The 23,981-nt window shown below is 68.8% G+C and carries 12 protein-coding genes; 5 read left to right on the top strand and 7 right to left on the bottom strand.

The annotated features are described in order from the left end of the window. Positions 1–42 precede the first annotated feature (42 nt). Positions 43–711: an HAD family hydrolase gene (locus J2W36_RS00105; protein WP_307687618.1), complete on the bottom strand. Its 669-nt coding sequence runs from the start codon at positions 709–711 to the stop codon at positions 43–45. Continuing rightward, on the bottom strand, positions 704–1,756 hold the full coding sequence (locus J2W36_RS00100; RefSeq protein ID WP_307687617.1) for an RluA family pseudouridine synthase: 1,053 nt from the start codon (positions 1,754–1,756) through the stop codon (positions 704–706). Before J2W36_RS00100 ends, J2W36_RS00105 begins: the two co-directional genes overlap by 8 nt. A 546-nt stretch (positions 1,757–2,302) precedes the next feature. Here J2W36_RS00100 and J2W36_RS00095 point away from each other — a divergent pair. Both J2W36_RS00095 and J2W36_RS00090 read left to right on the top strand, forming a co-directional pair. Beyond that, complete coding sequence (locus J2W36_RS00095; protein ID WP_307687616.1) at positions 2,303–5,617, top strand: Rne/Rng family ribonuclease; 3,315 nt, start codon at positions 2,303–2,305, stop codon at positions 5,615–5,617. A gap of 138 nt (positions 5,618–5,755) precedes the next feature. Continuing rightward, entirely contained in the window at positions 5,756–6,256 is a 501-nt protein-coding gene (locus J2W36_RS00090) for a GAF domain-containing protein (RefSeq protein WP_307687615.1), read from the top strand. A 51-nt stretch (positions 6,257–6,307) separates the two neighbouring features. Here J2W36_RS00090 and J2W36_RS00085 read toward each other — a convergent pair whose 3' ends face one another. Genes J2W36_RS00085 through hemC form a run of 4 tightly spaced genes read right to left on the bottom strand, consistent with a single transcriptional unit; the run spans position 6,308 to position 10,462 of the window. Then, entirely contained in the window at positions 6,308–7,600 is a 1,293-nt protein-coding gene (locus J2W36_RS00085; protein ID WP_307687614.1) for a heme biosynthesis protein HemY, read from the bottom strand. Continuing rightward, positions 7,600–8,703: a uroporphyrinogen-III C-methyltransferase gene (locus J2W36_RS00080; RefSeq protein ID WP_307687613.1), complete on the bottom strand. Its 1,104-nt coding sequence runs from the start codon at positions 8,701–8,703 to the stop codon at positions 7,600–7,602. The genes J2W36_RS00085 and J2W36_RS00080 overlap by 1 nt, the downstream gene beginning before the upstream one ends. Continuing rightward, complete coding sequence (locus J2W36_RS00075; RefSeq protein WP_370869224.1) at positions 8,700–9,512, bottom strand: uroporphyrinogen-III synthase; 813 nt, start codon at positions 9,510–9,512, stop codon at positions 8,700–8,702. Before J2W36_RS00075 ends, J2W36_RS00080 begins: the two co-directional genes overlap by 4 nt. A 2-nt stretch (positions 9,513–9,514) precedes the next feature. Beyond that, positions 9,515–10,462 carry a hydroxymethylbilane synthase gene (gene hemC, locus J2W36_RS00070; protein ID WP_307687612.1) on the bottom strand — a complete coding sequence of 316 codons (948 nt, stop codon included), beginning with the start codon at positions 10,460–10,462 and terminating at the stop codon, positions 9,515–9,517. Between the two features lie 52 nt (positions 10,463–10,514). Here hemC and ppc point away from each other — a divergent pair, with 52 nt between their 5' ends. Beyond that, positions 10,515–13,349 (top strand): phosphoenolpyruvate carboxylase, encoded by a 2,835-nt coding sequence (gene ppc / locus J2W36_RS00065; RefSeq protein ID WP_307687611.1) that lies wholly within the window; start codon positions 10,515–10,517, stop codon positions 13,347–13,349. Positions 13,350–13,370: 21 nt separating this feature from the next. Here the strand turns inward: ppc and J2W36_RS00060 are convergent, their stop codons facing one another. After that, on the bottom strand, positions 13,371–15,113 hold the full coding sequence (locus tag J2W36_RS00060; RefSeq protein ID WP_307687610.1) for an ABC transporter ATP-binding protein/permease: 1,743 nt from the start codon (positions 15,111–15,113) through the stop codon (positions 13,371–13,373). Positions 15,114–15,522: 409 nt separating this feature from the next. Between J2W36_RS00060 and J2W36_RS00055 the strand changes: the two genes are divergently transcribed. Beyond that, positions 15,523–15,741 (top strand): hypothetical protein, encoded by a 219-nt coding sequence (locus tag J2W36_RS00055; RefSeq protein WP_307687609.1) that lies wholly within the window; start codon positions 15,523–15,525, stop codon positions 15,739–15,741. Positions 15,742–15,745: 4 nt separating this feature from the next. Continuing rightward, entirely contained in the window at positions 15,746–23,974 is an 8,229-nt protein-coding gene (locus J2W36_RS00050; RefSeq protein WP_307687608.1) for a glycoside hydrolase family 94 protein, read from the top strand. Positions 23,975–23,981: the final 7 nt, after the last annotated feature.

The following is a 23,981-nucleotide window of genomic DNA, read 5'->3' as shown; positions in this document are numbered from 1 at the left end:
CGGGTGACGGGGAAAAGCGGTGGGTCGGAGGCGTACCAGGCGTCAGGCATTGTCGAGCAGCCATGCCGACAGGCTGCTGACGGAGTGGGCTACAAACAACGGTTGCAGCGCATCGAAGCTCTGCGGTTCGTGCGCCCCGTAGCTCACGCCGACGCTGGCGCAGCCCGCGTTGAGCGCAAGCTGCAGGTCGTGGGTGGTGTCGCCGATCATCAGCGTGCGCTCGGCCGGCACGTCCAGCGCTTCCATCAGCTCCAGCAGCATGCGCGGATGCGGTTTGCCGTGCGTTTCGTCGGCGGTGCGCGAGTCGTCGAAACAATGGCGCAACGCGGCCGTCGCCAAGGCCTCGTTGAGACCGCGGCGCGACTTGCCGGTGGCAACGGCCAGCAGGTGGCCACGCGCCTTGAGTGCCTCGAGCATCGGCAATACGCCCTCGAACAGAACGATGTCGTCCTGGTGCTTGAGGTAGTGGTAGCGGTAGCGCGCACCCAGCTCCGGATATTTCTCCTTGGGAACGTCGGGCGCCGCGCGGGCCAGCGCCTCGCCCAGGCCGAGGCCAATGACCCAGGCGGCATCGCGTTCACTGGGCATGGTGCCGCCCACGTCGACCACCGCCAACTGGATGCAGCGCGCGATCAGCCGGGTGGAGTCGTAGAGGGTGCCGTCCCAGTCGAAGGCAATGAGGTCGAAACGGCGGGGTCGGGAATCAGTCATGAGAGGTAGGCACAGGGGCTTGGGCGAGCGCTTCGCGCAGCGGCGGCGTCATCAGCGCCTGCAGCTCGGGCGGCAGATCGGCCTGCAGCGCCGTGCGTTCGCCGCTCGCGGGGTGGTTGAACTGGAGGCGCCAGGCATGCAGGAACATGCGCTTGACACCGAACTTCTGCAAGGCGCGGTTGCGCTCGAAATCGCCGTATTTGTCGTCGCCGACGATGGCATGCCCTGCGGAGGCCAGGTGCACGCGGATCTGGTGGGTGCGGCCGGTCTTGATGGTCACCGCCAGCAGCGACAGCGTGCGGCCATCGCCCGGCAGCGCCAGGCTGCCCAGAACGCGCACCAGCGTCAGCGCACGCATGGCGTCTGGATGGTCCTTGGCGACCACGCGCACGCGGCGCTCGCCCGGCTCGGTCGAGCCCTTGGTGCTCGGCAGCAGGTACTTGGCCAGCGACGAATCCAGCACCTTGCGGTTGGCCGGCCAGGCGCCCTCGACCAGCGCCAGGTAGGTCTTGCCGGTCTCGCGCTCGCGGAACTGATCCTGCAGCGCGGTCAGGGCGCTGCGCTTCTTGGCCACCAGCAGGATGCCGGACGTTTCACGGTCGAGCCGGTGCACGAGTTCCAGGAAGCGGGCGGTCGGCCGCGCGGTGCGAAGTTGTTCGATCACCCCGAAACTGACACCGCTGCCCCCGTGCACGGCCACGCCGGCCGGCTTGTCGATGGCAATGAGCGCATCGTCTTCCAGCAGCAGCGGGAATTCGCGTGCGGGCGCCGCAGGCGTGGCGCCTTCCTCCGCGCGCGCGGCCACGCGCACGGGCGGCAGTCGAACCAGGTCGCCGACCGCCAGCCGGCTTTCGGCCTGCGCGCGGCCCCTGTTGATGCGCACCTCGCCCGACCGGATGATCCGGTAGACGTGGGTCTTGGGGACGCCCTTGAGATGGCGGAAGAGGAAGTTGTCGAGTCGCTGGCCGGCCGATTCGTCATCGACTGTCAGAAAACGAACTTCCGCCACCGCGGACTCCGGCTTCGCACCTATAATGTTTTTCACCAGTGCGTTCTTGTAAGTGCTTGATTAGACAGAAGTTTAGAGCACGATCAAACGCACGGTGAGGTCGATGCCGCTTTGGCACCCCATTGCAAACCCCGCGCTCCAGCGCAAAGTGGCAAAACCGGGTGCCCCAGTCAAGCCGACGCCCACGAAACACCGATACGGAATACCCAGCCGGCAGCCTTACAGCTACCGGCGGATCGAAGCGAGTCCACTTGTGTTGATGCTGCTGATTCAAATGTGCCTGCGTTGGCCCACCTGGCTGTGGCCAGTGGCCTCCGGCATTGAATCGTCTGCAGCGCGCGCTACCCCTGCGCAACCTGTCGCGCCACCCGCGACACGTCAACACCGCCTCGGGCTCGCCCCCATCCATGCGCCCCCACCCTTGCTGTCCTTGAGCTGAAGCCCAAGCCGGCCGAACGCGCACGCGCGTCGGCCACGACAACCCGGACCAACGGCAATTCCCCCTCGTTTCGCAGGCGTCGTCCGTGCATCGTTGGCCCGTCATGGGCCGGTGAATACGCATACCTATAAGGACAACGCATCATGAAGCGGATGTTGATCAACGCCACGCAGCCCGAAGAGCGCCGCCTGGCCATCGTCGACGGGCAGAAGCTCCTCGACTACGAAATCGAAATCGAAGGGCGCGAACAGCGCAAGGGCAATATCTACAAGGCGGTCGTCACGCGCGTCGAGCCGTCGCTCGAAGCCTGTTTCGTCGACTACGGCGAAGACCGCCACGGCTTCCTGCCGTTCAAGGAAATCTCCAAGCAGTACTTCGCCGAAGGGGTGTCGGCCAGCCAGGCCCGCATCCAGGACGCGATCCGCGAAGGCCAGGAACTCACCGTCCAGGTCGAAAAGGAAGAGCGCGGCAACAAGGGCGCGGCCCTGACCACCTTCATCTCGCTGGCCGGCCGCTACGTCGTGCTGATGCCCAACAACCCGCGCGGCGGCGGTGTCAGCCGCCGCATCGAGGGCGAGGATCGTGCCGAGCTCAAGGAGGCGATGGACCAGCTGGAGTACCCCAAGGGCGCCAGCATCATCGCGCGCACCGCCGGCATCGGCCGCTCGGCCCCCGAACTGCAATGGGACCTGAACTACCTGCTCAAGCTCTGGAGCGCCATCGACGGCGCGGCCAAGGGCGGCAAGGGCGCGTTCCTGATCTACCAGGAATCGTCGCTCGTCATCCGCGCCATCCGTGACTACTTCAATCACGACATCGGTGACATCCTGATCGACACGGACGACATCTACGAACAGGCCCAGCAGTTCATGGCACACGTCATGCCCGAACATGCCGCCCGCGTGAAGCGCTACCGCGACGACGCGGCGCTGTTCAGCCGCTTCCAGATCGAGCACCAGATCGAATCGGCCTACGCGCGCACCGTGCAGCTGCCTTCAGGCGGCGCCATCGTGATCGACCACACCGAAGCGCTGGTTTCGGTCGACGTCAACTCGGCCCGCGCCATCAAGGGCGGCGACATCGAAGAGACCGCCACCCGCACCAACCTCGAAGCCGCCGACGAAGTGGCCCGCCAGATGCGCCTGCGCGACCTGGGCGGCCTGATCGTCATCGACTTCATCGACATGGACGAGTCGAAGAACCGCCGCGAAGTCGAAAGCCGCCTGCGCGATGCGCTGCGCCAAGACCGCGCCCGGGTGCAGTTCGGCTCGATCAGCAAGTTCGGCCTGATGGAAATGAGCCGCCAGCGCCTGAAGCCGGCGCTGTCGGAAGGATCGTCGATCCCCTGCCCCCGTTGCGGCGGCTCGGGCCACATCCGAGACACCGAATCGAGCGCGCTTCAGATCCTGCGGATCATCCAGGAGGAGTGCCTCAAGGACAACACGGCCGCCGTGCACGTCCAGGTGCCGGTCGAGGTCGCCTCGTTCCTGCTGAACGAGAAGCGCCCCGAGATTGCCAAGATCGAGCTCAAGCAGCGCGTGACCGTGCTGATGGTGCCCAACAAGACCTTCGAGACGCCCCACTACAAACTCGAACGCCTCAAGCACGACGACCCGCGCCTCGACCACATCGAAGCCAGCTACAAGATGGCCGAAGAGGTGGAAGACCCGACCTCGGTCACGCGCCGCTCGCAGGAACCGACCAACAAGCAGACGCCGGTGATCAAGGGCGTGCTGCCCGACGCACCGGCTCCGGTCGTGCCGCCCAAGGCCGAGCCAGTGCGCGCGCCCGTCAGCGCACCGGCCGCACCAGCGGCCGCGCGCCCGGCACCCGCTCCGGTACAGGCACCGACCCCGGCGCCCGCACCGGCCGAAGCCGGCTTCATGGGCTTCATCAAGAAGCTGTTCGGCATGGGTGCTCCAGCCGCTGCGCCAGCGAGCACATCCGATGCAATGCCATCGGCCATCCCGGTGGAAGCCCCCAAGCCAACGCGTCGCGATGGCCGTGATGGCCGCCCGGCGCGTGACGGCGAAGCCCGCCCACCGCGTGAAGGCGATGCGCGGCGCGGTGGCCGTGGCGGCCGCGACGGCGAGCGTCGCAATGGTCGTGGCGATGGCCGCAATGGCGAAGTCCGTGACGGTCGTACGGCTGAAGGGCGTGGCGGTGAAGGCCGCGCCGGTGAGCCGCGCCGCGACGTTCGCGAAGCCCGCGGTGACGTGCGTGCCGATGCCCCCGTGCGTGAGCCCCGCGAACCACGTGAAGGGCGCGAGGGCCGCGAGCCCCGCGAACCCCGTCGCGGTGGTCGCGGCGAACGCCGTGACGGCGAATCGCGCGTGGTGACGCTAGACACGGGTGAAGCGCAGGCCGAAGGTCAGACGCTGATTCCCACCGGCCTGGTCGATGCCAACGGCGCGCCGCTGGAACGCGCACCACGCGCTCGCCGTGAGCGCGGCGACCGCGCAGAACGCGGTGAGCGTGGCGACCGCCAGGTCGATCGCAACGGCGATGCGCCCCGCGAGCTGGCTGCAGACGCAGCACAGCCGCTCGAAGGCGAGCGCATGGAGCGCGCGCCTCGTGAAGAACGCGCACCCCGCGAGGACCGCCCACCCCGCGGTGACCGCAACGATGGCCGCCGCGAGCGCCGCAATGGCGATGCGCCACGCAACCTCGAAGCCGACGCCCCAGCACCTTCGACCGAAGGCGCCCCGTTGGAAGGCTCGGTCGGCGACGCACCGAGCGATGCCGCACCGCGCCGCGATGGCGACGAACGCCGCGGCCGCTCACGCGACCGCTACGGCCGTGACCGCCGCGAACGCAGCCCGCGGGAAGAGACCGATGCACCGCAAGCTGCGGCGCCAGACGGTGATTTCCGCAGCACGCCGGCAACGGTGCAGCGCAGCGACGAGCACCTGGAGCGTTCGGACCTCAGCGCATCGGCAGACGCCCCCCCGGCAACGTCCTACTTTGCGGCACGGGCTCCCGTGGCGGCACCGCAGGTGCAGACCACGACCGAACAGCCCACCGCAGCTGCCGACGCCGTGGCGCCGCGCCCGGTCGAGCGCGTCGCTGCCGTTGCGCCAGCCGCAGCGCCGGTGGAACGCGCCGTGGCGGCAGCGGCACCCGCCGCTGTTGCTGCTGCACCGGTCGCCAGCGCAGCACCTGCCCCTGCAAGCGCACATGCACTGCCGAAGGTTCAGGCCTTCGAGATGCCGCTGGGTGAGCTGGCACAGATCGCTGAAGGCTCTGGCCTTCAGTGGGTCAATTCCAACCCCGAGCGCATCGCACAGGCCCAGGCGGCCATGGCGGCGGAAATCAAGCCGGCACATGTGCCTCGCGAACGTCCTCCGGCAGTCGTGCTGGACGTCGGCCCCCTGGTGTTGGTGGAAACACGCCTGGATTTGCAAGGCATGAAGCTGCCCTTCGAAAAGGCGCAGGACGGCAACACCACGCCCGCCTGAACCGGCGGACGCTGCCGCCTGCATCAGCGCGCCGCCTGCGCGCGCTGATGCCCAAAGAACCGGCCTTGTGCCGGTTTTTTCACATGAAGTCGCATCAGAAGTCCCCCTAAAATCCCGGGTCTTCATCCCACGTCGACCATGGACCCCCAGAACAGCCGCACCTTCGCCGACTTTGTCGTCACTCTTCGCCTGGAAGGCCTGCGCGAGGCCTTGGCCTGTCTGGTCAAGCGAACCGACTACCGTTTCATCGGCATCTGGCGCTTCGAGAACGGCAAAGCCAATGCCGTGGTGCACTACGACCGCGAGAATCCCGAGTCAATGACCGCTCAGGAGGTGCCTGACAACGCGACCTACTGCTGCTACGTACGGGAATCAGGCCAGCCCTTCCAGACGCCCCATGCGCTGGTCGACGCGCGCCTGAATGCGCACCCGGCGCGCCAGGAAGTGCAGTCGTATTGCGGCGTGCCGGTGATGGACAGCGAAGGCACGATCCTCGGCACACTCTGCCATTACGACATGGTCCCTCGTGACCCAGCGCAGGTCGATCTCGAACTCATGCTCAACGTGGCGAGTTTCCTGGCACTGGGCGGTCATGTGCCGCCCTACCCCAAAGCCGAACCGTCCGCATCGCCGGCTTGAGGCGGATCGCGTACCGAGGCCGTCTGCAGCAGGCCCCGGACCACGGCGTCGTCAGCGATTGTCGGCCTGCGCAGCGCGCTTCCAGGCGACCAGCGCCTGTGCCTCGTCACCCCTTGCCTCGGCCAGTTCGGCCAGCGTCAACCAGGCGCGCCGATACAGGCCCACATCCTGCAGGCCGTTGCCGGCCTGCATCAGAAGCTGCTGCGCCTTGCCCCAGAGCTGGCGCTTCATGCAGGCCATGCCAGCGAGGTATTGCAGGTTGGCATCGCTCGGATCATTGCGCTGGGCGGTTTCGATGCGGGCCAGCCACTCGGCATCGACGGAATCGAGGCCGGCCTCCAGCGCACGGGCCAGCTTGACACGCAACCCTTCACTGAGCGCCTGGGGGTGCGCGGGCGGGTGCTCCACCATGCGTTCCCAAGCGGGCAACAGCCAACCGCGCGCAACAGCCAGGTCACCGTGAAGCAGCACCATGCGGTGGGCCGCCTGGATGGCCACCTCCGGCATCAGGCGCTCGGACCTTTCAAGCTGATCCCAGGCGCGCATGAGCTGTGCAGGATCGTGCGCACCCGACAGCAGTTCGGTTGCCAGCCCGCGCACGATGCTCCGGGCGGCCACCTCGGAAAAGGCACGGTGCTTGGCCAGCAGACGGGCGGTTTCCAGCGCTTCCTGCGTGCGACCGTCCTGGCGCGCCGCCTTGAGCAACAGGCGCAGCGCCAACGTGCGGCGCTGGGCACCCTGGGGCAGTTCCTGCAGGCGTGCCAGCGTGGCCGAGGGATCACGGTCTTCAAGTGCCCAGCGCGCCGAACGCAGCTTGACGCCCTCGCGCATTTCAGGACTCAGGGTGCCGCGTTCGGCACTTTCGTTGAGGGCAAGCTGCAGATGCGCATCGCGCGCGCTGCGGTCTTGCAGGGATTGGGCGCTCTCGGCCGCCAGCAGATGCGACAGCACGCGCACCTGCAACGCCTGCGGCAGCGCGACGTCCATCGCCGCCAGGTTTTTTTCCTGCGCGAGCGCAGCCAGCGCCGCCTTGCGGGCGCGCGAGAACCGCCCGGCCGTCAACTGGACGATGGCGTCGAGCACCGACGCATGCAGGGCGCGTTCCTTTTGCTGCACGCGCCATTGCCGCGCCTGATGCGGCAGGGCAAAGAGCGCGGCCAGCGCCCGCAGCGCGCCGTGCAGCAGCACGAAGGTCGCGCCGATGAGCAACAGCACGAGATTCAACGACAGGTCGACGCGCCAGGGCGCCCAGAACACGGTGATCGTGCCCTGGTTGTTGCCCGCGAACAGCGCCACCGCAGCCGCGATGCCGAAAAGCGCGAGAAGCCAGAGTGCGGCGCGCATCAGCGACCCGCAGCGGCGGTGGCCAGTGCGGCCAGGGTTTCGTCGATGCGCACGGGCTCGGTCGTGCGCACCTGCAACTGCAATTGCTGCAGCAGCGTGGCCGCCGACTGCACGCGGCGCGACGCCGGGTCGAAGTACCGGTTGATCGCGGCCGACACCGTGGCCAGTTCGCTGCGGGCCGTGTCAACCTGGCGCGACAGCAATGCCAGCCGCGCGTTGAGCAGCTTGAGCTTGAGGTTCTCGCGCAGGAAGAAGGTCTGGTCAGGCGTCTGCAGCACGGCTTCCGGGCGCTCGATGCGCCCCACCCGCACCAGCGAGCGCGCCTCGTTGCCGATGCTCACCAGCCAGCGCTGCCACCAGGGCGCATCGGTCGGCACGGCCTCGCCCTGCCAGGTGCTCGCACCGGTCCCGCGCATGGCGGTCACATGGTTGAGCGGCGGCATGTCGTCCACGCCGCGCAGCAGCTCGTCGATTTTCTGGAGTGCATCGGCACCGTCGCTGTTGGCACCCGAACGCAACCGGTCGATGTCGCGCTGCATGGCGCGCTGCAACGGCGCCAGCCGCGGCTGGGCAGCGCGCGTGATGCGCAGGTCGCTCGCCTTGAGCGCAGCGAGCAGGGGCTCGACATTGCCCGTGGCCTGCGCCTGCTGCAGCGCGGTACGAAGGGTCGAGTCGATGTCGACGACCAGGTTCTCGTCGCGCGAGCGCGACAGGCTCTGCATGAGTTCTTCGAGCTGAACGCGCTGGAGGGCCACCTCGGCCACGCGCGTCTCGGTCAGCGCCACGCGCCCGCCCACATCGCGCACCGTGTCGGCAGCCTGCCGGGCCAGCGTGCGAGCCTCCAGCGACTGCGCCAGGGCGTCGGCGCTCTGGCGCGCGAGCTGCTCCTGCATGCCGTTGACCTTCTGCCACAGCACCAAAGTCATCACCAAGGCGATCAGCACCAGCAGCGCAAGCAGGCCGATGCCGATGCGCGACAGCAGCAACGCGGCGGCCTGCGACGGCGGCACCACGGCGGGCAGGGTCGTTGGAGGCGCGGAGATCGATGCGGAGATCGATGCAGGATTCGGCACGGCGTCTTCGTTCGGGGGGGCAGCGCTCATGCGAGGGATTCTATCGAGGCGATCAACGCAGGAAGGCCGGCCGGCACGCCGCACACCACGCCAAAACCCGCATCGCGCGCCGCCTGGGCGATGCGCGCGTGCGTCGCCAGGGCGCAGGCTGCGCCCCAGGTCTGCGCCGGCATCGCAAGGCGCAGGTTGCCGATGGCCTCCGAACTGCTGAACAGCCAGCGTGCGCGGCCTGAAGCCCCTTCGGCGGCCAGTGCCCGTTCGGCAGCACCGAAGGCCGGCGCCAGCCTGCGGTAAGCGACGGCGGTATCGACCTCGCCGCCCTCCGACGCGATCTGACGGGCCAGCCAGTCGCGCCCCGTGGCAAGGCCGGCGGCGTCGCCACCCCGCACGATGAGCACGCGCGTGCCAGGTCGGATCTGTGGCCGCACCACAGCCCAGAGCGCCTCGGAATCGAACTGGCCCGCGTCTTGGCCGGGCGTGTCGATGGCTGCGGCGGGAACGCCGGCCTCGCGCAGTGCGCGCGCTGTGCCGGGACCGGTGGACCAGCAACGTGGGTAGGCCGCCGCCGGCCCGGTCCGCAGCATGAAAGGCCGGTCGGACGTCCTGTCAGGCGTTCCACCGAAAAAGTGCGACACGGCCGAGGCGCTGACGAACATCAGCGCGTCGTAGTCGGCCTGCCGGTCGCGCGCGGCACACAGCGCCCGATCGTCCTGGACAGGCGCAATGTCGATCAACGGCAACGCCACGGCATCGATGCCGGCCTCGCGCAGGGCCTGCACCCATCGCGCAGCCTCGGCAGCGGGTCGCGTGACGATCAGCCGCCGCACCGGCACGTTCATCGTCAGTGGGCGCCAGCCTCGCGCAGGCGCAGGGCTGCCGACTGGCCCAGGGCCTCGGCCTGTTCGAAATCGGCGGTGTCTGCCTGCGCATGCACATGAACCAGCGGCAACACGCCTTCGGTGTCACCCCACGCGGCGTCGATGCGCAGCGTGCCGTCGGGCTGCCACTGCGCGTGCGCGGCCAGCGGCATCGAACAGCTGCCGCCCATCGCACGGCTGACCGCGCGTTCGGCGGCGGTGGCGAGCCAGTCGGTCGGGTGCACGAGCGGAGCGAGCAGCTCGATCAGGTCGCTGCGCGTCGTGCGCACCTCGATGCCCAGCGCGCCCTGGCCAGCGGCCGGCAGCATCACCTCGGGGGCAAAGGCGGTACGGATGCGGTGTTCGAGACCCAGGCGCTTGAGGCCGGCTGCAGCCAGCACGATCGCGTCGTACTGGCCCTCGTCGAGTTTGCGCAGGCGCGTGTCAAGGTTGCCCCGCAGCGGCTCGATGCGCAGGTCCGGACGCAGCGCGCGCAGCAGCACCACGCGCCGCAGGCTGGAGGTGCCGACGACCGCGCCCTGCGGCAAGGCGTCCAGCGCGGCATAGTGGGGCGACACGAAGGCGTCGCGCGGGTCTTCGCGTTCGAGCACGCACGCCAGCGTGAAGCCTTCGGGCAGTGCCATGGGCACGTCCTTGAGCGAATGCACGGCGATGTCGGCCCGGCCCTCCTCCAGCGCGAGCTCCAGCTCCTTGACGAACAGACCCTTGCCGCCGACCTTGCTCAGCGTGCGGTCCAGGATCTGGTCGCCGCGGGTGGTCATGCCCAGCAGTTCGACGGTGTGGCCTCTTTCTTGCAGGAGTCCGCGCACATGCTCGGCCTGCCAGAGGGCCAGACGGCTTTCGCGCGTCGCGATCACGATGTTGCTCAAAGCCTCGGTACCTGATGGTTGGAACCCGGGGGATGCTAGCATTTTGCGCCGCAGCCTTGCTCGCGGCGCCACTCCGACGAGGAAAGCAACGCGAATGACCACAGCCAAGAAGACAACGCCGCCGCCCAAGCGCCCACTCCGCGAGGACCAGCCGCTCATCGACGATATCCGGCTGCTCGGCCGCATCCTCGGTGACGTGATCCGCGAACAGGAGGGAGAAGCCACCTATGCGCTGGTCGAGAAGGTGCGCACCCTCTCGGTGGCGTTCCGCCGCGATGCCGACCAGGCCGCCGACCGCGCGCTCAAGACCCTGCTCAAGGGGCTGAGCGCGGCCGAGACGGTGCGCGTGATCCGCGCCTTCACCTACTTCAGCCACCTGGCCAACCTGGCCGAGGACCGCCACCAGATCCGCCGCCGCACCGAGGCCGACCGTGCCGGCGAGAGCGCCGATGGCAGTCTGCAGACCGCGCTGGCGCGCATCCGCAAGGCCGGCGTGTCGCCCGAGGCGGTGGTGGCGTCGCTGGCGCAGAGCTACGTGTCGCCGGTGCTCACCGCGCACCCGACGGAAGTGCAGCGCAAGAGCATCCTCGATGCCGAACGCGCCATCGCCCAGTTGCTGACCGCGCGCGACGAGATCGGCCTGCGCCAGCGCGCCTACGCCGGCAGCAAGGACGCGCTCACGCCGCTCGACTACGCGGCCAACGAGGCCCAGATGCGCACCCGCGTCACCCAGCTCTGGCAGACCCGGCTGCTGCGCTTTTCCAAGCTCACGGTCGCCGACGAGGTGGAGAACGCGTTGAGCTATTACGAGGCCACCTTCCTGCGCGAAATCCCGCGCGTGTACGCCGAGCTGGAGCGCGAGCTCGGCCACACCGGCATTGCGCCCTTCCTGCGCATGGGCCAGTGGATCGGCGGCGACCGCGACGGCAACCCGAACGTGACGGCCGACACGCTGGAGTACGCGCTGCGCCGCCAGTCGGAACTGGTGCTGCGCCATTACCTGACCGAGGTGCACTACCTGGGCGGCGAGCTGTCGCTGTCGGCCACGCTGGTCGATGTGTCGGTGGAAATGCAGGCGCTCGCCGAGCGCTCGCCCGACCAGAACGAACATCGCGTCGACGAACCCTATCGTCGCGCCCTCACCGGCGTCTATTCGCGTCTGGCCGCCACGCTGCGCGCGCTGACCGGAGGCGAGGCCGCGCGCCATGCGGTCGCGCCGCAGAACCCGTACGCCCAGGCCGAAGAATTCCTGGCCGACCTGCACACGGTGTCCGATTCACTGGCCGACAAGCACGGCGCAGCGCTCGTCGGCCACCGCCTGGGTCCGCTGATCCGCGCCGTCGAGGTGTTCGGCTTCCACCTGGCCACCGTCGACCTGCGCCAGAGTTCCGACAAGCACGAAGCGGTAATCGCCGAGCTGCTCCAGCACGCACGCATCGAGGCGGACTATGCGGCGCTCGCCGAAGAAGACAAGCAGGCGCTGCTGGTGCGCCTGCTCGACGAGGCCCGTCCACTGCGGGTGCCCGACGTCGACTACTCCCCGCTCACGCGCAGCGAACTGGCGATCTTCACGGCGGCCCGCACGGCACGCGCGCGCTATGGCGCGGCGGCCATCCGCCACTACATCATCAGCCACACCGAGACGGTGAGCGACCTGCTCGAGGCGCTGCTGCTGCAAAAGGAAGTCGGCCTGCTGCGCGGCACCCTGGACGGCAATGCGACGAACGACCTGATCGTCGTGCCACTGTTCGAGACCATCGAGGACCTGCGCAACGCGGCGCCGATCATGCGGGCCTTCTATGCGCTGCCCGGCATCCAGGCGCTGGTCCAGCGCTCGGGCGGGCTGCAGGATGTGATGCTGGGCTACAGCGACAGCAACAAGGACGGAGGCATCTTCACCAGCAACTGGGAGCTCTATCGCACCGGGCTGGCGCTGGCGGCGCTGTTCGACGAGCTCAACAAAGGCACGAGCAACCCGATCCGGCTGCGGATGTTCCACGGCCGCGGCGGCACGGTCGGCCGCGGCGGTGGCCCGAGCTACCAGGCCATCCTCGCGCAGCCACCGGGCACGGTGCGCGGCCAGATCCGGTTGACCGAACAGGGCGAGGTGATCGGCTCGAAGTACGCCAACCGCGAGATCGGCCGGCGCAACCTCGAGACACTGGTTGCCGCCACGCTGGAGGCCACGCTGCTGCCCCAGGGCAAGTCGGCGCCGGCCGCCTTCCTGTCGACCGCGGCGGAACTGTCGAGCGCCAGCATGGCTGCGTACCGCAAGCTGGTCTACGAGACACCGGGCTTTGGTGACTACTTCTTCGGCTCCACGCCGATCCGCGAAATCGCGGAGCTGAACATCGGCTCGCGCCCCGCATCGCGCAACCCGAGCCACAGGATCGAGGACCTGCGCGCGGTGCCCTGGAGCTTCAGCTGGGGCCAGTGCCGCCTGACGCTGCCGGGCTGGTACGGCTTCGGTTCGGCGATCGAAAGCTTCGTCGGCGGGGCCGCGAACGCGGCCGAGCGCAAGGAACGCCAGGCGCTGCTGCAGCGCATGTACGCGCAATGGCCTTTCTTCCGCACGCTGCTGTCGAACATGGACATGGTGCTGGCCAAGAGCGACCTGGCACTGGCCTCGCGCTATTCCGAACTGGTGGGCGACCGCAAGCTGCGCCAGAAGGTGTTCGCGATGATCGAGAGCGAATGGCACCGCACGTCCGACGCGCTCACGCTGATCACCGGCGCGAAGCAACGGCTCGAAGGCAATGCGGAGCTGCAGCGCTCGGTGCGCCACCGTTTTCCATACATCGACCCGCTGCACCACCTGCAGGTCGAACTGATGCGCCGCTACCGTGCAGGCGACGGCGGCGAGCGCCTCCAGCGCGGCATCCACATCTCGATCAACGGCGTGGCCGCGGGGCTGCGCAACACGGGCTGACGCCGGGCGGGCGCCAAGCCTTCACTGATCGAACAGATAGTCGCTGGCTGCGTGCAATTGCCACTCGCCCCCACCACGCAACTGCAGCACGTGCGTGTGGTACTTGAGCACAGCCGCACGGTGCGCAATGCTGATGAGCGTGGTGCCGCTGTCGCGCAAGCGTTGGTAGAGCGCCGCCTCGTTGGCGCTGTCCAGCGCGCTGGTGGCCTCGTCGAGGATCGCCACGCGCGGCTGGCGCACCAGCACGCGTGCGAACGCCAGGCGCTGCTGCTCGCCCATCGACAGCAGTTTTTCCCAGTCGTGCACGGCATCCAGACCGCCGGTGCGCGCGGCGAGCTCGCCCAGCTGCACGTCGTCCAGCAGCGCCAGCAGGTGCGCGTCGGTCAAGGCCGAGTCGCGTGCCGGGTAGAGGATCTGGCTGCGCAATGTGCCCGATTGCATGTAGGGGCGCTGCGGCAGGAAGAAGATGTCATCGAGTGGTGGATGGTGCACGGTGCCCGTGCCGGTACGCCAGAGGCCGGCAATGGTGCGCAGCAGCGAACTCTTGCCGCAGCCGCTCGCGCCAGTGATCAGCAGGCCCTCGCCCGGCTTGAGCGCCAGGCTCAGGTCCTTGACGAGCAGCCGGCCGAACTGCGGCGTGTGCAGCGTGAGGCGATCGACCGCCAGTTCGTCGCCCATTTCGCTGCGGATTTCCGTCACTGGCGGCAGGTCGCCCTGCCCCGCCAGGCAAGCCGATCCTGCAACCGGCCCCCCCGCCTTCGGCTGCGCCGGCACTGGCGCGCGGTCCGCGGCAGGCGTCTTCAGCACGCCCTGGGCTAGCACATGGAGGCGATCGATGCCGGCGACAAAACGGCTCAGGCTCTCGAAGTTGTCGACGATGAGCGAAACCGCCCCGAGCACGGCAGCAAATGCACCCGCCGCCTGGACCGCGCGCCCGACCTCCAGGTCACCCGACAGCACGTCATTGGCCAGGATGATGCTGGGCACGACCAGCGTGAGCTGGCTGAAGGCGCGCTGGAACAGGTTGAGGGAGCGTTGCTTCTTGATCAGGCGCGTGTAGTTGGCGATCACCGCCTGGAAGCGATGGTCGATTTGCGCACGCTCCTGCGCCTCGCCCCGGTAGAAGGCAATCGATTCCGCGTTCTCGCGAAACCGCATCAGGCCGAAACGGAAATCGGCCTCTCGGCGAACCTGCCAGAAGTTCAGCCGAATCAGCGGTGCGCCGAACACATAGAGCGCGATCACCGTGCCCGCGATCGCGTAGCAGGCGAGAAACGCCACCAGCACATGCGAAATGGACCAGAGCACGGTGCTGAAGGCCACCAGCTGCATCAGTGAACCGATGAAGATCAGCAGGAAGTTGATCGATCGGCCGGTGAAGGTGTTGATGTCTTCGCTGATGCGCTGGTCCGGATTGTCGATGTCGTCGCGCGAACCGATCTCGTAGTACTTGCGGCCGTCGAGGTAGCCATCAAGGAAGCGGCCGGTGAGCCAGCGCCGCCAGTGGTTGGAGAAGGTGTCGCGCATGTAGTAATAGAACGCGTACACCGGCGCGGCGAAAGCAAGCACCAGAAGGCTGGCGCGCACGGCGCTCCAGAAGCGGTCCCGGTCCTGCGCGGCGAGCGCGGAGGTCATCTCGCCAGTCTTGTCGATCAGCATGACTGCCAGTTGCGTCTCGCACAGCATCAGCACGATCAGCAGGCCCATGAGCGACCACGCCTGCCGGCGCTGGTCGCCGGTCCAGTAGGGCTTGGCGACGTCCATGAATTGCCGCCAGGCTGCCATCGACAGGCCAGGTCGCGAGCGCGGCTTCTTTCTTTTCACGGCCCCGGGCGATGTCGGCAGGGGAACGGCGGGGATCGGAGTGGACATCGAGCGGCGTAGGGCGTGCGTTGCAGGGATCAGTGCAGCAACCATAGGCGGGCAAGTTGTAAGCAATTTGTCGGACGGCACCATGGCGCGGGCAAGGAAAGTGGCGCGTCCCTGCATGCGCCCAGGAAACGTGCTGCACCACCGACTCCCCGCGCGCCGTGATCGGGCCAGGCAGGCCAATGCCTACAGGGGAACGCGCCGGTTCATTTCGAAAAGGCCATTCGCATGCGCGTACCCTGTGACCACGTCTTCAGCTTTCGCAACCGCGGTGGTGTCATACGTCTTTCCAGGAACTGTCGCCATGTCTCAATCGTCTTCCCTTGTCCGCGCGCCGGTCGATTTCGTGGGCCATGACGTCGCCGCGCTTGCTTCCCACATGCAGCACTGTGCCCAGGCCAAGGGCCGATGGTTCACCACCCGCCATCACCTGCAGCGGGTACGCAGCGTGGCCGCCGGCCGGATCGTGACGATCGCCTGCGTCGCAGCACTCATTGGCATCAGCGTGTCGAACCTGGCCTGAGCGCGTGGCCGCTCCCTCGATCGTCGACCGCCTTCCCTCCCTCAGCCCTTACGCCCGCCGCCTGCTCCTGACGCCGCACGACGCGTTGCAGGCGCCGGTGCGCGCGGAGCTGTTCGGCGTTCAGCGCTTCGAGCAGCACGGCCGCAGCCTCGCGCGCGCGCAGGCGGTGCAGGAGCGTGGTGCCGAACCTGGCACAGCCCCCTTCTTCCCGCGGGTCGACGCGAACCTGCAGTCGCTGCGCAACGCCTTCGACTACGTGGCGTCGATCTCGCAAAGCGGGCGCTACGTGTTGCCGGCCGCCGAATGGCTGCTCGACAATTTCCATCTGGTCGAGGCGCAGCTCCAGCAGATCCGCGAGGGCGTCCCGCGCAGCTATTACGCGCGCCTGCCCAAGCTGGCGGCACCGCCGCTGGCCGGGTTGCCACGTGTCTACGGCATCGCCTGGGCCTATGTCGCCCATACCGACAGCGTGCTCAACGAGGACCTGTTCACCGCTTTTCTTCGCGCCTATCAGGACATCGACGAACTCACGCTCGGCGAGCTGTGGGCTCTGCCAACGACACTGCGCGTCGTGCTGCTGGAAAACCTGCGGCGCCTGGCCGAGAGCATTGCCGAGAACAAGGTGGCGCGCGAACTGGCTCATGCGGCGTGGGACGAGTCCGCACACCTGTCGACCGCCGACCTCGACGCCCTCTACATCCTCATCGAAAGCCGGGGCCTGCAGGACAGCTACTGCGCGCAGCTCTGGCAGCGCCTGCCGGTGGAACGCACGCAGACCCCGCCGCCGCTGCTGGCCTGGACCGAGCGGCACTGCCCGAACGGCCCGGCCTTGGTCGACGACGCGCAGACGGCGCAGGCGGCGGCCAACCTCACGGTGGGCAACATCATCACGACGCTGCGGTTGATCGGCCAGGTCGAATGGGCCGACCTGATCGAGCCCGTGAGCCGGTCGCTGCAGGTTCTGCGCGCGCTGCCCAGCTTTGCCAGCGAAAGCGAGCTCACACGCCAGCAGATCACGCATGCGATGGAACAGGTGGCACGCACCACCGGACGCTCCGAGCGTGCGGTGGCCGAAGCCGTGGTGCGCCTGGCCGCGGAGGCCTCAGCGGGAATGCCCGCCGAGGATGCCGATGGCCCACGCCGACAGACGGCGAAGCGCACAGCCGGCTACCACCTGTTCGGAGAGGGGCACGCCGACCTCGTCGCGGCCCTGGGGGCCCGGCAGCCGGGGGCGCTCCTGCTGCCGCTCCCGACGCGCCGACGCGCACGCGCGTGGCGCCTGCCCGTCTACCTGCTGGGCATCGGCTTGGGCACGGCGCTGCTGCTGGCCGCTGTGCTGCACGGCATGCAGCTGCGCAATGGCGCCGAACCGGGCTGGATCGGCTGGATGGCGCTCGCGTTGCTGGCCCTGCCGCTGTCCGAAGCCGTCATGGCACTGGTTCATCGCATTGTGGCCGAAGCCACGCGCAGCCAGCCGTTGCCGCGCCTGGACTTCGTGGCGGGCATTCCGGCGGCGCATCGCGTGCTGGTCGCCATTCCGACGCTGCTCGGCTCGGTGGCCGGCAACACGCGCCTCGCCCACCAGCTCGAGCTTCACTGGCTTGCCAACCGCGAAGCCGAGGCCCAGTTCGCGCTGGTCACCGACTGGGGTGACGCGCCGCAGGCCATGATGCCCGGCGATGCCGACCTGCTCGACGACGCGCGCGCGCGCATCGCGGCGCTCAACCTGCGCCACCCAGCCGCTGCCGGCATGCCGCCGCGCTTCGTGCTGCTGCACCGCCCGCGCGTCTGGTCGGACACCGAACAGTGCTGGATGGGTTGGGAACGCAAGCGCGGCAAGATCGAAATGCTGCTGCGCCTGCTCGCCAGCGGCGACGCGACTGGCTTCCTGCCGCTGTCGCAGGGCCTGGGCCTCGGCCTGGGCCCGAGCATGGAATTGGCCACCGACATCCGCTACGTGATGACGCTCGACAGCGACACCGGCCTGCCGCCGGGCAGCCTGCGCGAACTGGTGTCGATTGCCGCGCATCCGCTGAACGCGCCGCAGGTCGATGCGCAGCGCCGCCGCGTGGTCGCAGGCTTCGGCATCCTCCAGCCGCGCATCGTCACGCCCTTTCCCGCGCGCGAGGAACGCTCGTTCTTCCACTGGATGTTCGCAGGCCAGTGCGGCCTCGACCCCTACAGCAGCAGCGCCTCCGACGTCTACCAGGACCTGTTCGGCACCGGTTCCTTCACTGGCAAGGGCTTGCTGCACGTGCAGGCGGTGCATGCCACGCTGGACCGTCGGCTGCCTGAAGGCGCAGTGCTCAGCCATGACCTGCTCGAAGGCACCATCGCACGCTGTGCCATGGTCAGCGACACGGTGCTGGTCGAAGACCACCCACATCACGCCGGCGTGGCCGCGTCGCGCGTGCACCGCTGGACCCGGGGCGACTGGCAGTTGCTGCCGCTGATGGGACGTGCGCGCCATTTCGGCATCGACGCCCTGGGCTTGTGGAAGATGGTCGACAACCTGCGCCGCACACTCGTGGTGCCGGCCTCGGCCGCCTTGCTGGGCCTGGCCCTTCTCACCGATGTCCTGGCGCCCGCCTGGGCCTTCGCGGCCGTGGCCGCAGCGCTGGTGCTCGGGCCGCTGATGGGCGCCCTGGCCGGGCTGGTGCCCACACGGCGTGCCATTGCGCTGCGGCACTTCTTCGACGCAGGGGCCACCGAACTGCTGCGCGCACTCGCTGGCGCCGCCTCGCAGTTCATCCAGCTGGGCGCGCAATCCGCGTTGCTGCTCGATGCCGCCGCGCGCGCCAGCTGGCGCGTGGTGGTCAGCCGGCACGGCCTGCTCGAATGGACCACCGCAGCCCAGGCGCAGGACCTGGCACGCTACGACCTGCCGGCTTTCCTGCGCGCGGGGGCGGGTGTCGCCCTGGCCTGTCTGACACTGGCCGTGGCATCGCTCTGGGGCCCGCATCCGCTGGCCGGTGCGCTGCTCTTCCTGCTGTGGGCCTGCGCGCCCGTGGCCACCTGGTGGATCAGCCGTGTACCCGCGCCGACCCAAGGGGCGCTCGCCGACGAACACCGCGACTACCTGGAAACGCTGGCCCGCGACACCTGGCGCTTCTTCGAGCACGTCGTGGGGCCCGAAGACCATCATCTACCGCCCGACAACCTGCAGTTCGAGCCTGAGCCGACGATTGCCCACCGCACCTCTCCCACCAACGTCGGCATGTACCTGCTGGCTTGCTGCTGTGCGCGCGAGTTCGGCTGGATCGACAATGCTGCGCTCGCGGCACGCCTGGGTGCAACGCTGGACACCGTCGAGCGGCTCGACAAGCACCGAGGCCATCTGCTCAACTGGTACGACACGCGCACGCTGCGCATGCTGCCCCCGGCGTACGTCTCCAGCGTCGACAGCGGCAACCTGGCGGGCCACCTGATCGCCGTGGCACAGGCCTGCCGCGGCTTCGGCCGCGACGATCCGGCGCTGCAAACCGCACTCGACGCGCTGGCGCAGCGCTGCGACACGCTGTGCATGGCGATGGATTTCCGCGGCCTCTACGACGCCAAGCGCCACCTGTTTCACATCGGCCTGCGGGTCGAGGACGACACGCTCGACGCCAGCTACTACGACCTGATGGCCTCCGAGTCGCGCCTGTTGAGTTTCCTGGCGATCGCCAAGGGCGACGTGCCGCGGCGCCACTGGATGGCGTTGGGCCGGCCCTTTCTGTCGGTCGGTGTGCGGCCGGGGCTCAAGTCGTGGTCGGGCTCGATGTTCGAATACCTGATGCCTGCGCTGGTCATGGACGAGCCCGTCGATGGCCTGCTGCAGGTCGCCAACCTCGCCGCCGTGCGCGAACAGCAGGCCTTCGGCGATGCACAGGCCATCCCCTGGGGGGTGTCGGAGTCGGCGTATTTCGCACAGGACCACTCCCTGGCGTACCAGTACGCACCCTTTGGCGTACCGCGCCTGGCGCTGCGCCGCACGCCGCCGACCGACCGCGTGGTCGCGCCCTACGCGAGCGCCATGGCGGCGTTGCTTGCACCCGTGGAGGCGGTGCGCAATCTCAGACGCCTCGAAACGCTGGGCGCGCGCGGCGAGTTCGGCTTTTTCGATGCGGTCGATTTCACGCTGTCACGCCAGCCCGAGGGGCAACCCTTTTCGGTGGTGCGCAACGTCATGGCCCACCACCAGGGCATGTCGCTGGTCGCACTGTGCAATGTGGTGCGCCAGGAGGCACCGCGCCGCTGGTTCGGCAGTGCCGCATTGGTGCAGGCGCACGCCGTGCTGCTGCACGAGCGCACCCCGCGCCAGATCATCCGCAGCGCCGATCCGCGCCCGCCGCCCGAGCCCGGCAGCGCCGAGGTGCCGTTGACCTTCCAGCCGCGCCTGGTCGATCCCTGCGCGCCAGGCCTTCAACCCACCCACCTGCTGTCGAACGGTCGCTACACCGTGGCATTGCGCGCCAGCGGCGCGGGCGTGAGCCGCTGGCAGGCATTCAATGTCAGCCGCTGGCGCGACGATCCGCTGCGCGACGGCCACGGCACCTTCTTCTTCGTGCGCGATGCGAACGGCCAGGGCGCCACCTCGCTCACCGCCCTGCCCGCACCGGGAGAAGGCTGGAATTACCGCACGCGGTTTCTGGCCGACCAGGCGCAATACGAGGCCAACGGCGCCGGCCTGCAGACGCGGGTCACGGTGCTCATCAGCCCTGAAGACGACACCGAACTGCGCACCGTCACGCTGCACAACAGCGGCACCGAGGCGCGCACGCTGGAACTCGTGTCGTACTTCGAACCAGTGCTCTCCCACCCGAAGGCCGACGAGTCGCATCCGGCCTTTGCCAACCTGTTCGTGCAAACGCGCTGGGAACCTGCCATGCGCGCGTTGCTGCTGTGGCGCAAGCCCCGGCTGCACGGCGACGCGGTGATGGCCGTGGCGCACTTTCTGGCGTCGGTCGATGCGCATGTGCTGTCGATCGACTGCATGGCCGATCGACGTGCCTTCATCGGGCGCAATGGCACCCTCGCCAGTCCCGCACTCGACGCCCAGCCGCTGACTGCCGCCGGCACGCCGGTAACCGGGCTCGACCCCATCGCGTGCCTGCGCGTGCGCCTGCACATCGCCCCCGGCGCCACCGCACGGCTGACCTTTGCCACGGCGGCCGACGCCCACGTGGACGCGCTCATGCCGCGACTGGACCGCTACCTGCAGCCGATGCACGTGGAGCGCGCCAGGCGCATGGCCGCCACCCTGGCGCAGGTTCGCCTGCGCGACCTCAGCATCGATCCGGCCAAGACGCTGGCGCTGCAGGACCTCACGACCCTCCTGACCTACACCACGCCGCGTGTGATGAGCGACCGGGGCGTGATCGATCTGCGCCAGATCTGGCGCTTCGGCATCTCGGGCGACAAGCCGATCGTGCTGGTGCACATCCATGCGCTGGCCGATATCGCACTGCTCAACACGCTGCTGCGCGCCCAGCCCTGGCTGGGATTCGGAGGCGTTGCCTGCGACCTGGTGGTGCTCAACGGCGAGCCCAACTCCTACCTCATGCCGCTTCAGCGCGAAATCGAGGCACTGCGCGCCCGCGTGCTGCAGGAAACGCGCAACAGCTTCCCGCGCAACGACGCGGCCGGCTTCTACCTGTTTCGCGACCACGAGGTCGCGCCTTCCGAGAAGGCCGCGCTCACCGTGCTCGCACGCGCCGTGTTCACGGCCGACGGCCGCTCGCTCGAATCGCAGATCGCCGCGCTGCGAGAGGCCGCGCTCGCAGCCGCGCCGCCAGCAGGCCTGCAGCGCACGCCGCTGTCGATGCCGCCCCTGGCAGCACTCTCGACCGGCCCGGTGGGCTCGCCGGAAGGCAGCTTTGACGCGGCCAGCGGTGAGTTTCGTTTCGAGGTCGACCGGAACCACCGCACGCCCAAGCCCTGGGTCAACGTGATCGCCAACGCGTCCTTCGGCTTCCAGGTATCGGAGTCGGGCGCCGGCTACACCTGGGCGGTGAACAGCCGCATGCACCAGTTGACGCCCTGGTCGAACGACCCGGTGCAGGACACGGCGTTCGAGCACTACCTGCTGCAGGACACCGAGTCGCACGAATTCCTGCCGCTGACACCGGCCAGCCGCGGCGCCAGCGCAGCGCGGCATCGCGTGCGCCATGGCCAGGGCTACACCGTGTTCGAGTGCGCGCATCGCGACGTGACGCTCGAAACCACCTTCTTCGCCGACCGGGACGAACGCATGAAGCTGGTGCAGGTGACGGTGCGCAACGACGGTGTTGGCACACGCCATCTGCGTGCGCTCGCCATGATCGAATGGCAACTGGGTGCCGCACGTGGCGAACGTCGCACCGTGCATGGCTGGCGACCGGCCGATGGGGCCGCCGTGTTCGGCGAACAACGTGAATCGAGCGGCGGCTTCGGCGGCAGCACGGCCTTTGTTCAGCTGACCGGACTGCCAGGTGACGCCGCGGATGTGCAGTGGACCTGCGACCGCAACGAATTCTTCGCGGGCCGCGGAACGGTCGAGGTACCGGCCGTGCTCGGCGCACGCGCGGGCAACGGCCTGGATGCCTGCGCCGCGGTGGGTCGCCATTTCACACTGGCGGCCGGGCACAGCGCCAGCTTCACCTTCATGCTCGGCCATGCCGACAGCGCCGAGGCGGCGCTGCAGCTGGCATGTCGCTGGCAAACGCGCGACGTTCCTGCTGCACTTGCGCAGGCGCGCGGCTTCTGGGACGACCTGCTCGGCCGGCTGACCGTGCGCACGCCCGACCCGCTCTTCGACGCCATGGTCAACCGCTGGCTGCCCTACCAGACACTGGTCTGCCGGCTCTGGGCCAAGGCCGGCTTCTACCAGGCCGGCGGTGCCTTCGGCTTTCGCGATCAACTGCAGGACGCCATGGCATTTGCGCTGACCGACCCGGCCCGGCTGCGCGCACAGATCCTCGTCAACGCCGCGCGTCAGTTCCCCGAAGGCGACGTGCAGCACTGGTGGCACATGCCCGGGGGCGCTGGCGTGCGCACCCACTTCTCCGACGATCTGCTGTGGCTGCCCTATGCCAGCGCGCATTACGTCGAAGTCACCGGCGACGCGGCCGTGCTTGACGAATCGGTGGCCTTCATCGAAGGAGCGGCCATACCGCCCGGCGCCGAAGATGCCTACTACCCACCGCAGATCAGCACGCAGGAGGCCAGCCTCTACGAACACGGCGCGCGCACCATCGACCGCAGCCTGTCGACCGGCGCACACGGCCTTCCTCTGATGGGCACCGGCGACTGGAACGACGGCATGAACCGCGTGGGCCACGAGGGCCGCGGCGAATCCGTGTGGCTGGGCTGGTTCCTCTGCAGTGTGGTCGAACGTTACGCGCCCCTGGCCGAAGCGCGTGGCGACCAAGCGCGCGCGCAGCGCTGGCGCGACGCTCGGCAGGGCTGGATCATCGCGCTGCACGACGCAGGCTGGGACGGCGCCTGGTTCCGGCGCGCCTTTTTCGACAACGGCACACCGCTGGGGTCGGCGGCCAACGACGAATGCCGTATCGATCTGATCGCGCAGGCCTGGTCGGTGCTCTCGGGTGCCTCGGACGCCGCCCACACCACGCCCGCGCTGGCCGCGATGAAGGCACAGCTGCACGATCCGGTCGCCGGCCTGCTGCGCCTGCTCGACCCACCGCTGGTGAACGCCGTCGACAGCCCCGGCTACATCCAGGCCTACCCGCCGGGCGTGCGCGAAAACGGGGGTCAGTATTCGCATGCGGCGGTCTGGGCGCTGATGGCGCAGGCACTCACCGGCGACACCGACGCGGCCTGGCAGAGCTTTGAAGGGCTCAGCCCGGCGCACCGCGCCCGCCACCCTGCACGGGGTCCGCGCTACGAGATCGAGCCCTATGTGATGGCCGGCGACATCTACAGCGCGGCGCCTTACGTCGGGCGCGGCGGCTGGAGCTGGTACACCGGCTCGGCCGCGTGGCTGCACCGCGCCGCCGTGGAGACACTGCTGGGCCTGCAGGTGCGCGGTGAGACGCTGTGGCTCACGCCGCGCGTGCCCTCGCACTGGGATGCCTTCGAACTTTGCCTGCGGCGCAACGGCCGCACGCTGACGCTGCAATGGGGTGAGCACGACACCCCACCCACCCACACGATGACCGTGGGCCAGCCGATCCTCGCCGCCACACTGCCCGACGGTGCAGTGGTGCGCCTGGGCCCGGCGATGGACGGTACTGTGCGGCGGGAGGCCTGAGCGCGCG

Source organism: Variovorax ginsengisoli (genome assembly GCF_030811835.1).
Lineage (GTDB): Bacteria > Pseudomonadota > Gammaproteobacteria > Burkholderiales > Burkholderiaceae_C > Variovorax > Variovorax ginsengisoli_C.
Note: the sequence above shows the minus strand (reverse complement) of the source record. Positions and strands in the feature narration are given on the sequence as shown.

Bases quoted from the DNA above. Each gene is read 5' to 3' on its own strand.
- J2W36_RS00105 (WP_307687618.1), bottom strand. From the start codon at position 711: ATGACTGATTCCCGACCCCGCCGTTTCGACCTCATTGCCTTCGACTGG.
- J2W36_RS00095 (WP_307687616.1), top strand. From the start codon at position 2,303: ATGAAGCGGATGTTGATCAACGCCACGCAGCCCGAAGAGCGCCGCCTG.
- J2W36_RS00090 (WP_307687615.1), top strand. From the start codon at position 5,756: ATGGACCCCCAGAACAGCCGCACCTTCGCCGACTTTGTCGTCACTCTT.
- J2W36_RS00085 (WP_307687614.1), bottom strand. From the start codon at position 7,600: ATGCGCGCCGCACTCTGGCTTCTCGCGCTTTTCGGCATCGCGGCTGCG.
- J2W36_RS00080 (WP_307687613.1), bottom strand. From the start codon at position 8,703: ATGAGCGCTGCCCCCCCGAACGAAGACGCCGTGCCGAATCCTGCATCG.
- J2W36_RS00075 (WP_370869224.1), bottom strand. From the start codon at position 9,512: ATGAACGTGCCGGTGCGGCGGCTGATCGTCACGCGACCCGCTGCCGAG.
- hemC (WP_307687612.1), bottom strand. From the start codon at position 10,462: ATGCTAGCATCCCCCGGGTTCCAACCATCAGGTACCGAGGCTTTGAGC.
- ppc (WP_307687611.1), top strand. From the start codon at position 10,515: ATGACCACAGCCAAGAAGACAACGCCGCCGCCCAAGCGCCCACTCCGC.
- J2W36_RS00060 (WP_307687610.1), bottom strand. From the start codon at position 15,113: ATGGACGTCGCCAAGCCCTACTGGACCGGCGACCAGCGCCGGCAGGCG.
- J2W36_RS00055 (WP_307687609.1), top strand. From the start codon at position 15,523: ATGTCTCAATCGTCTTCCCTTGTCCGCGCGCCGGTCGATTTCGTGGGC.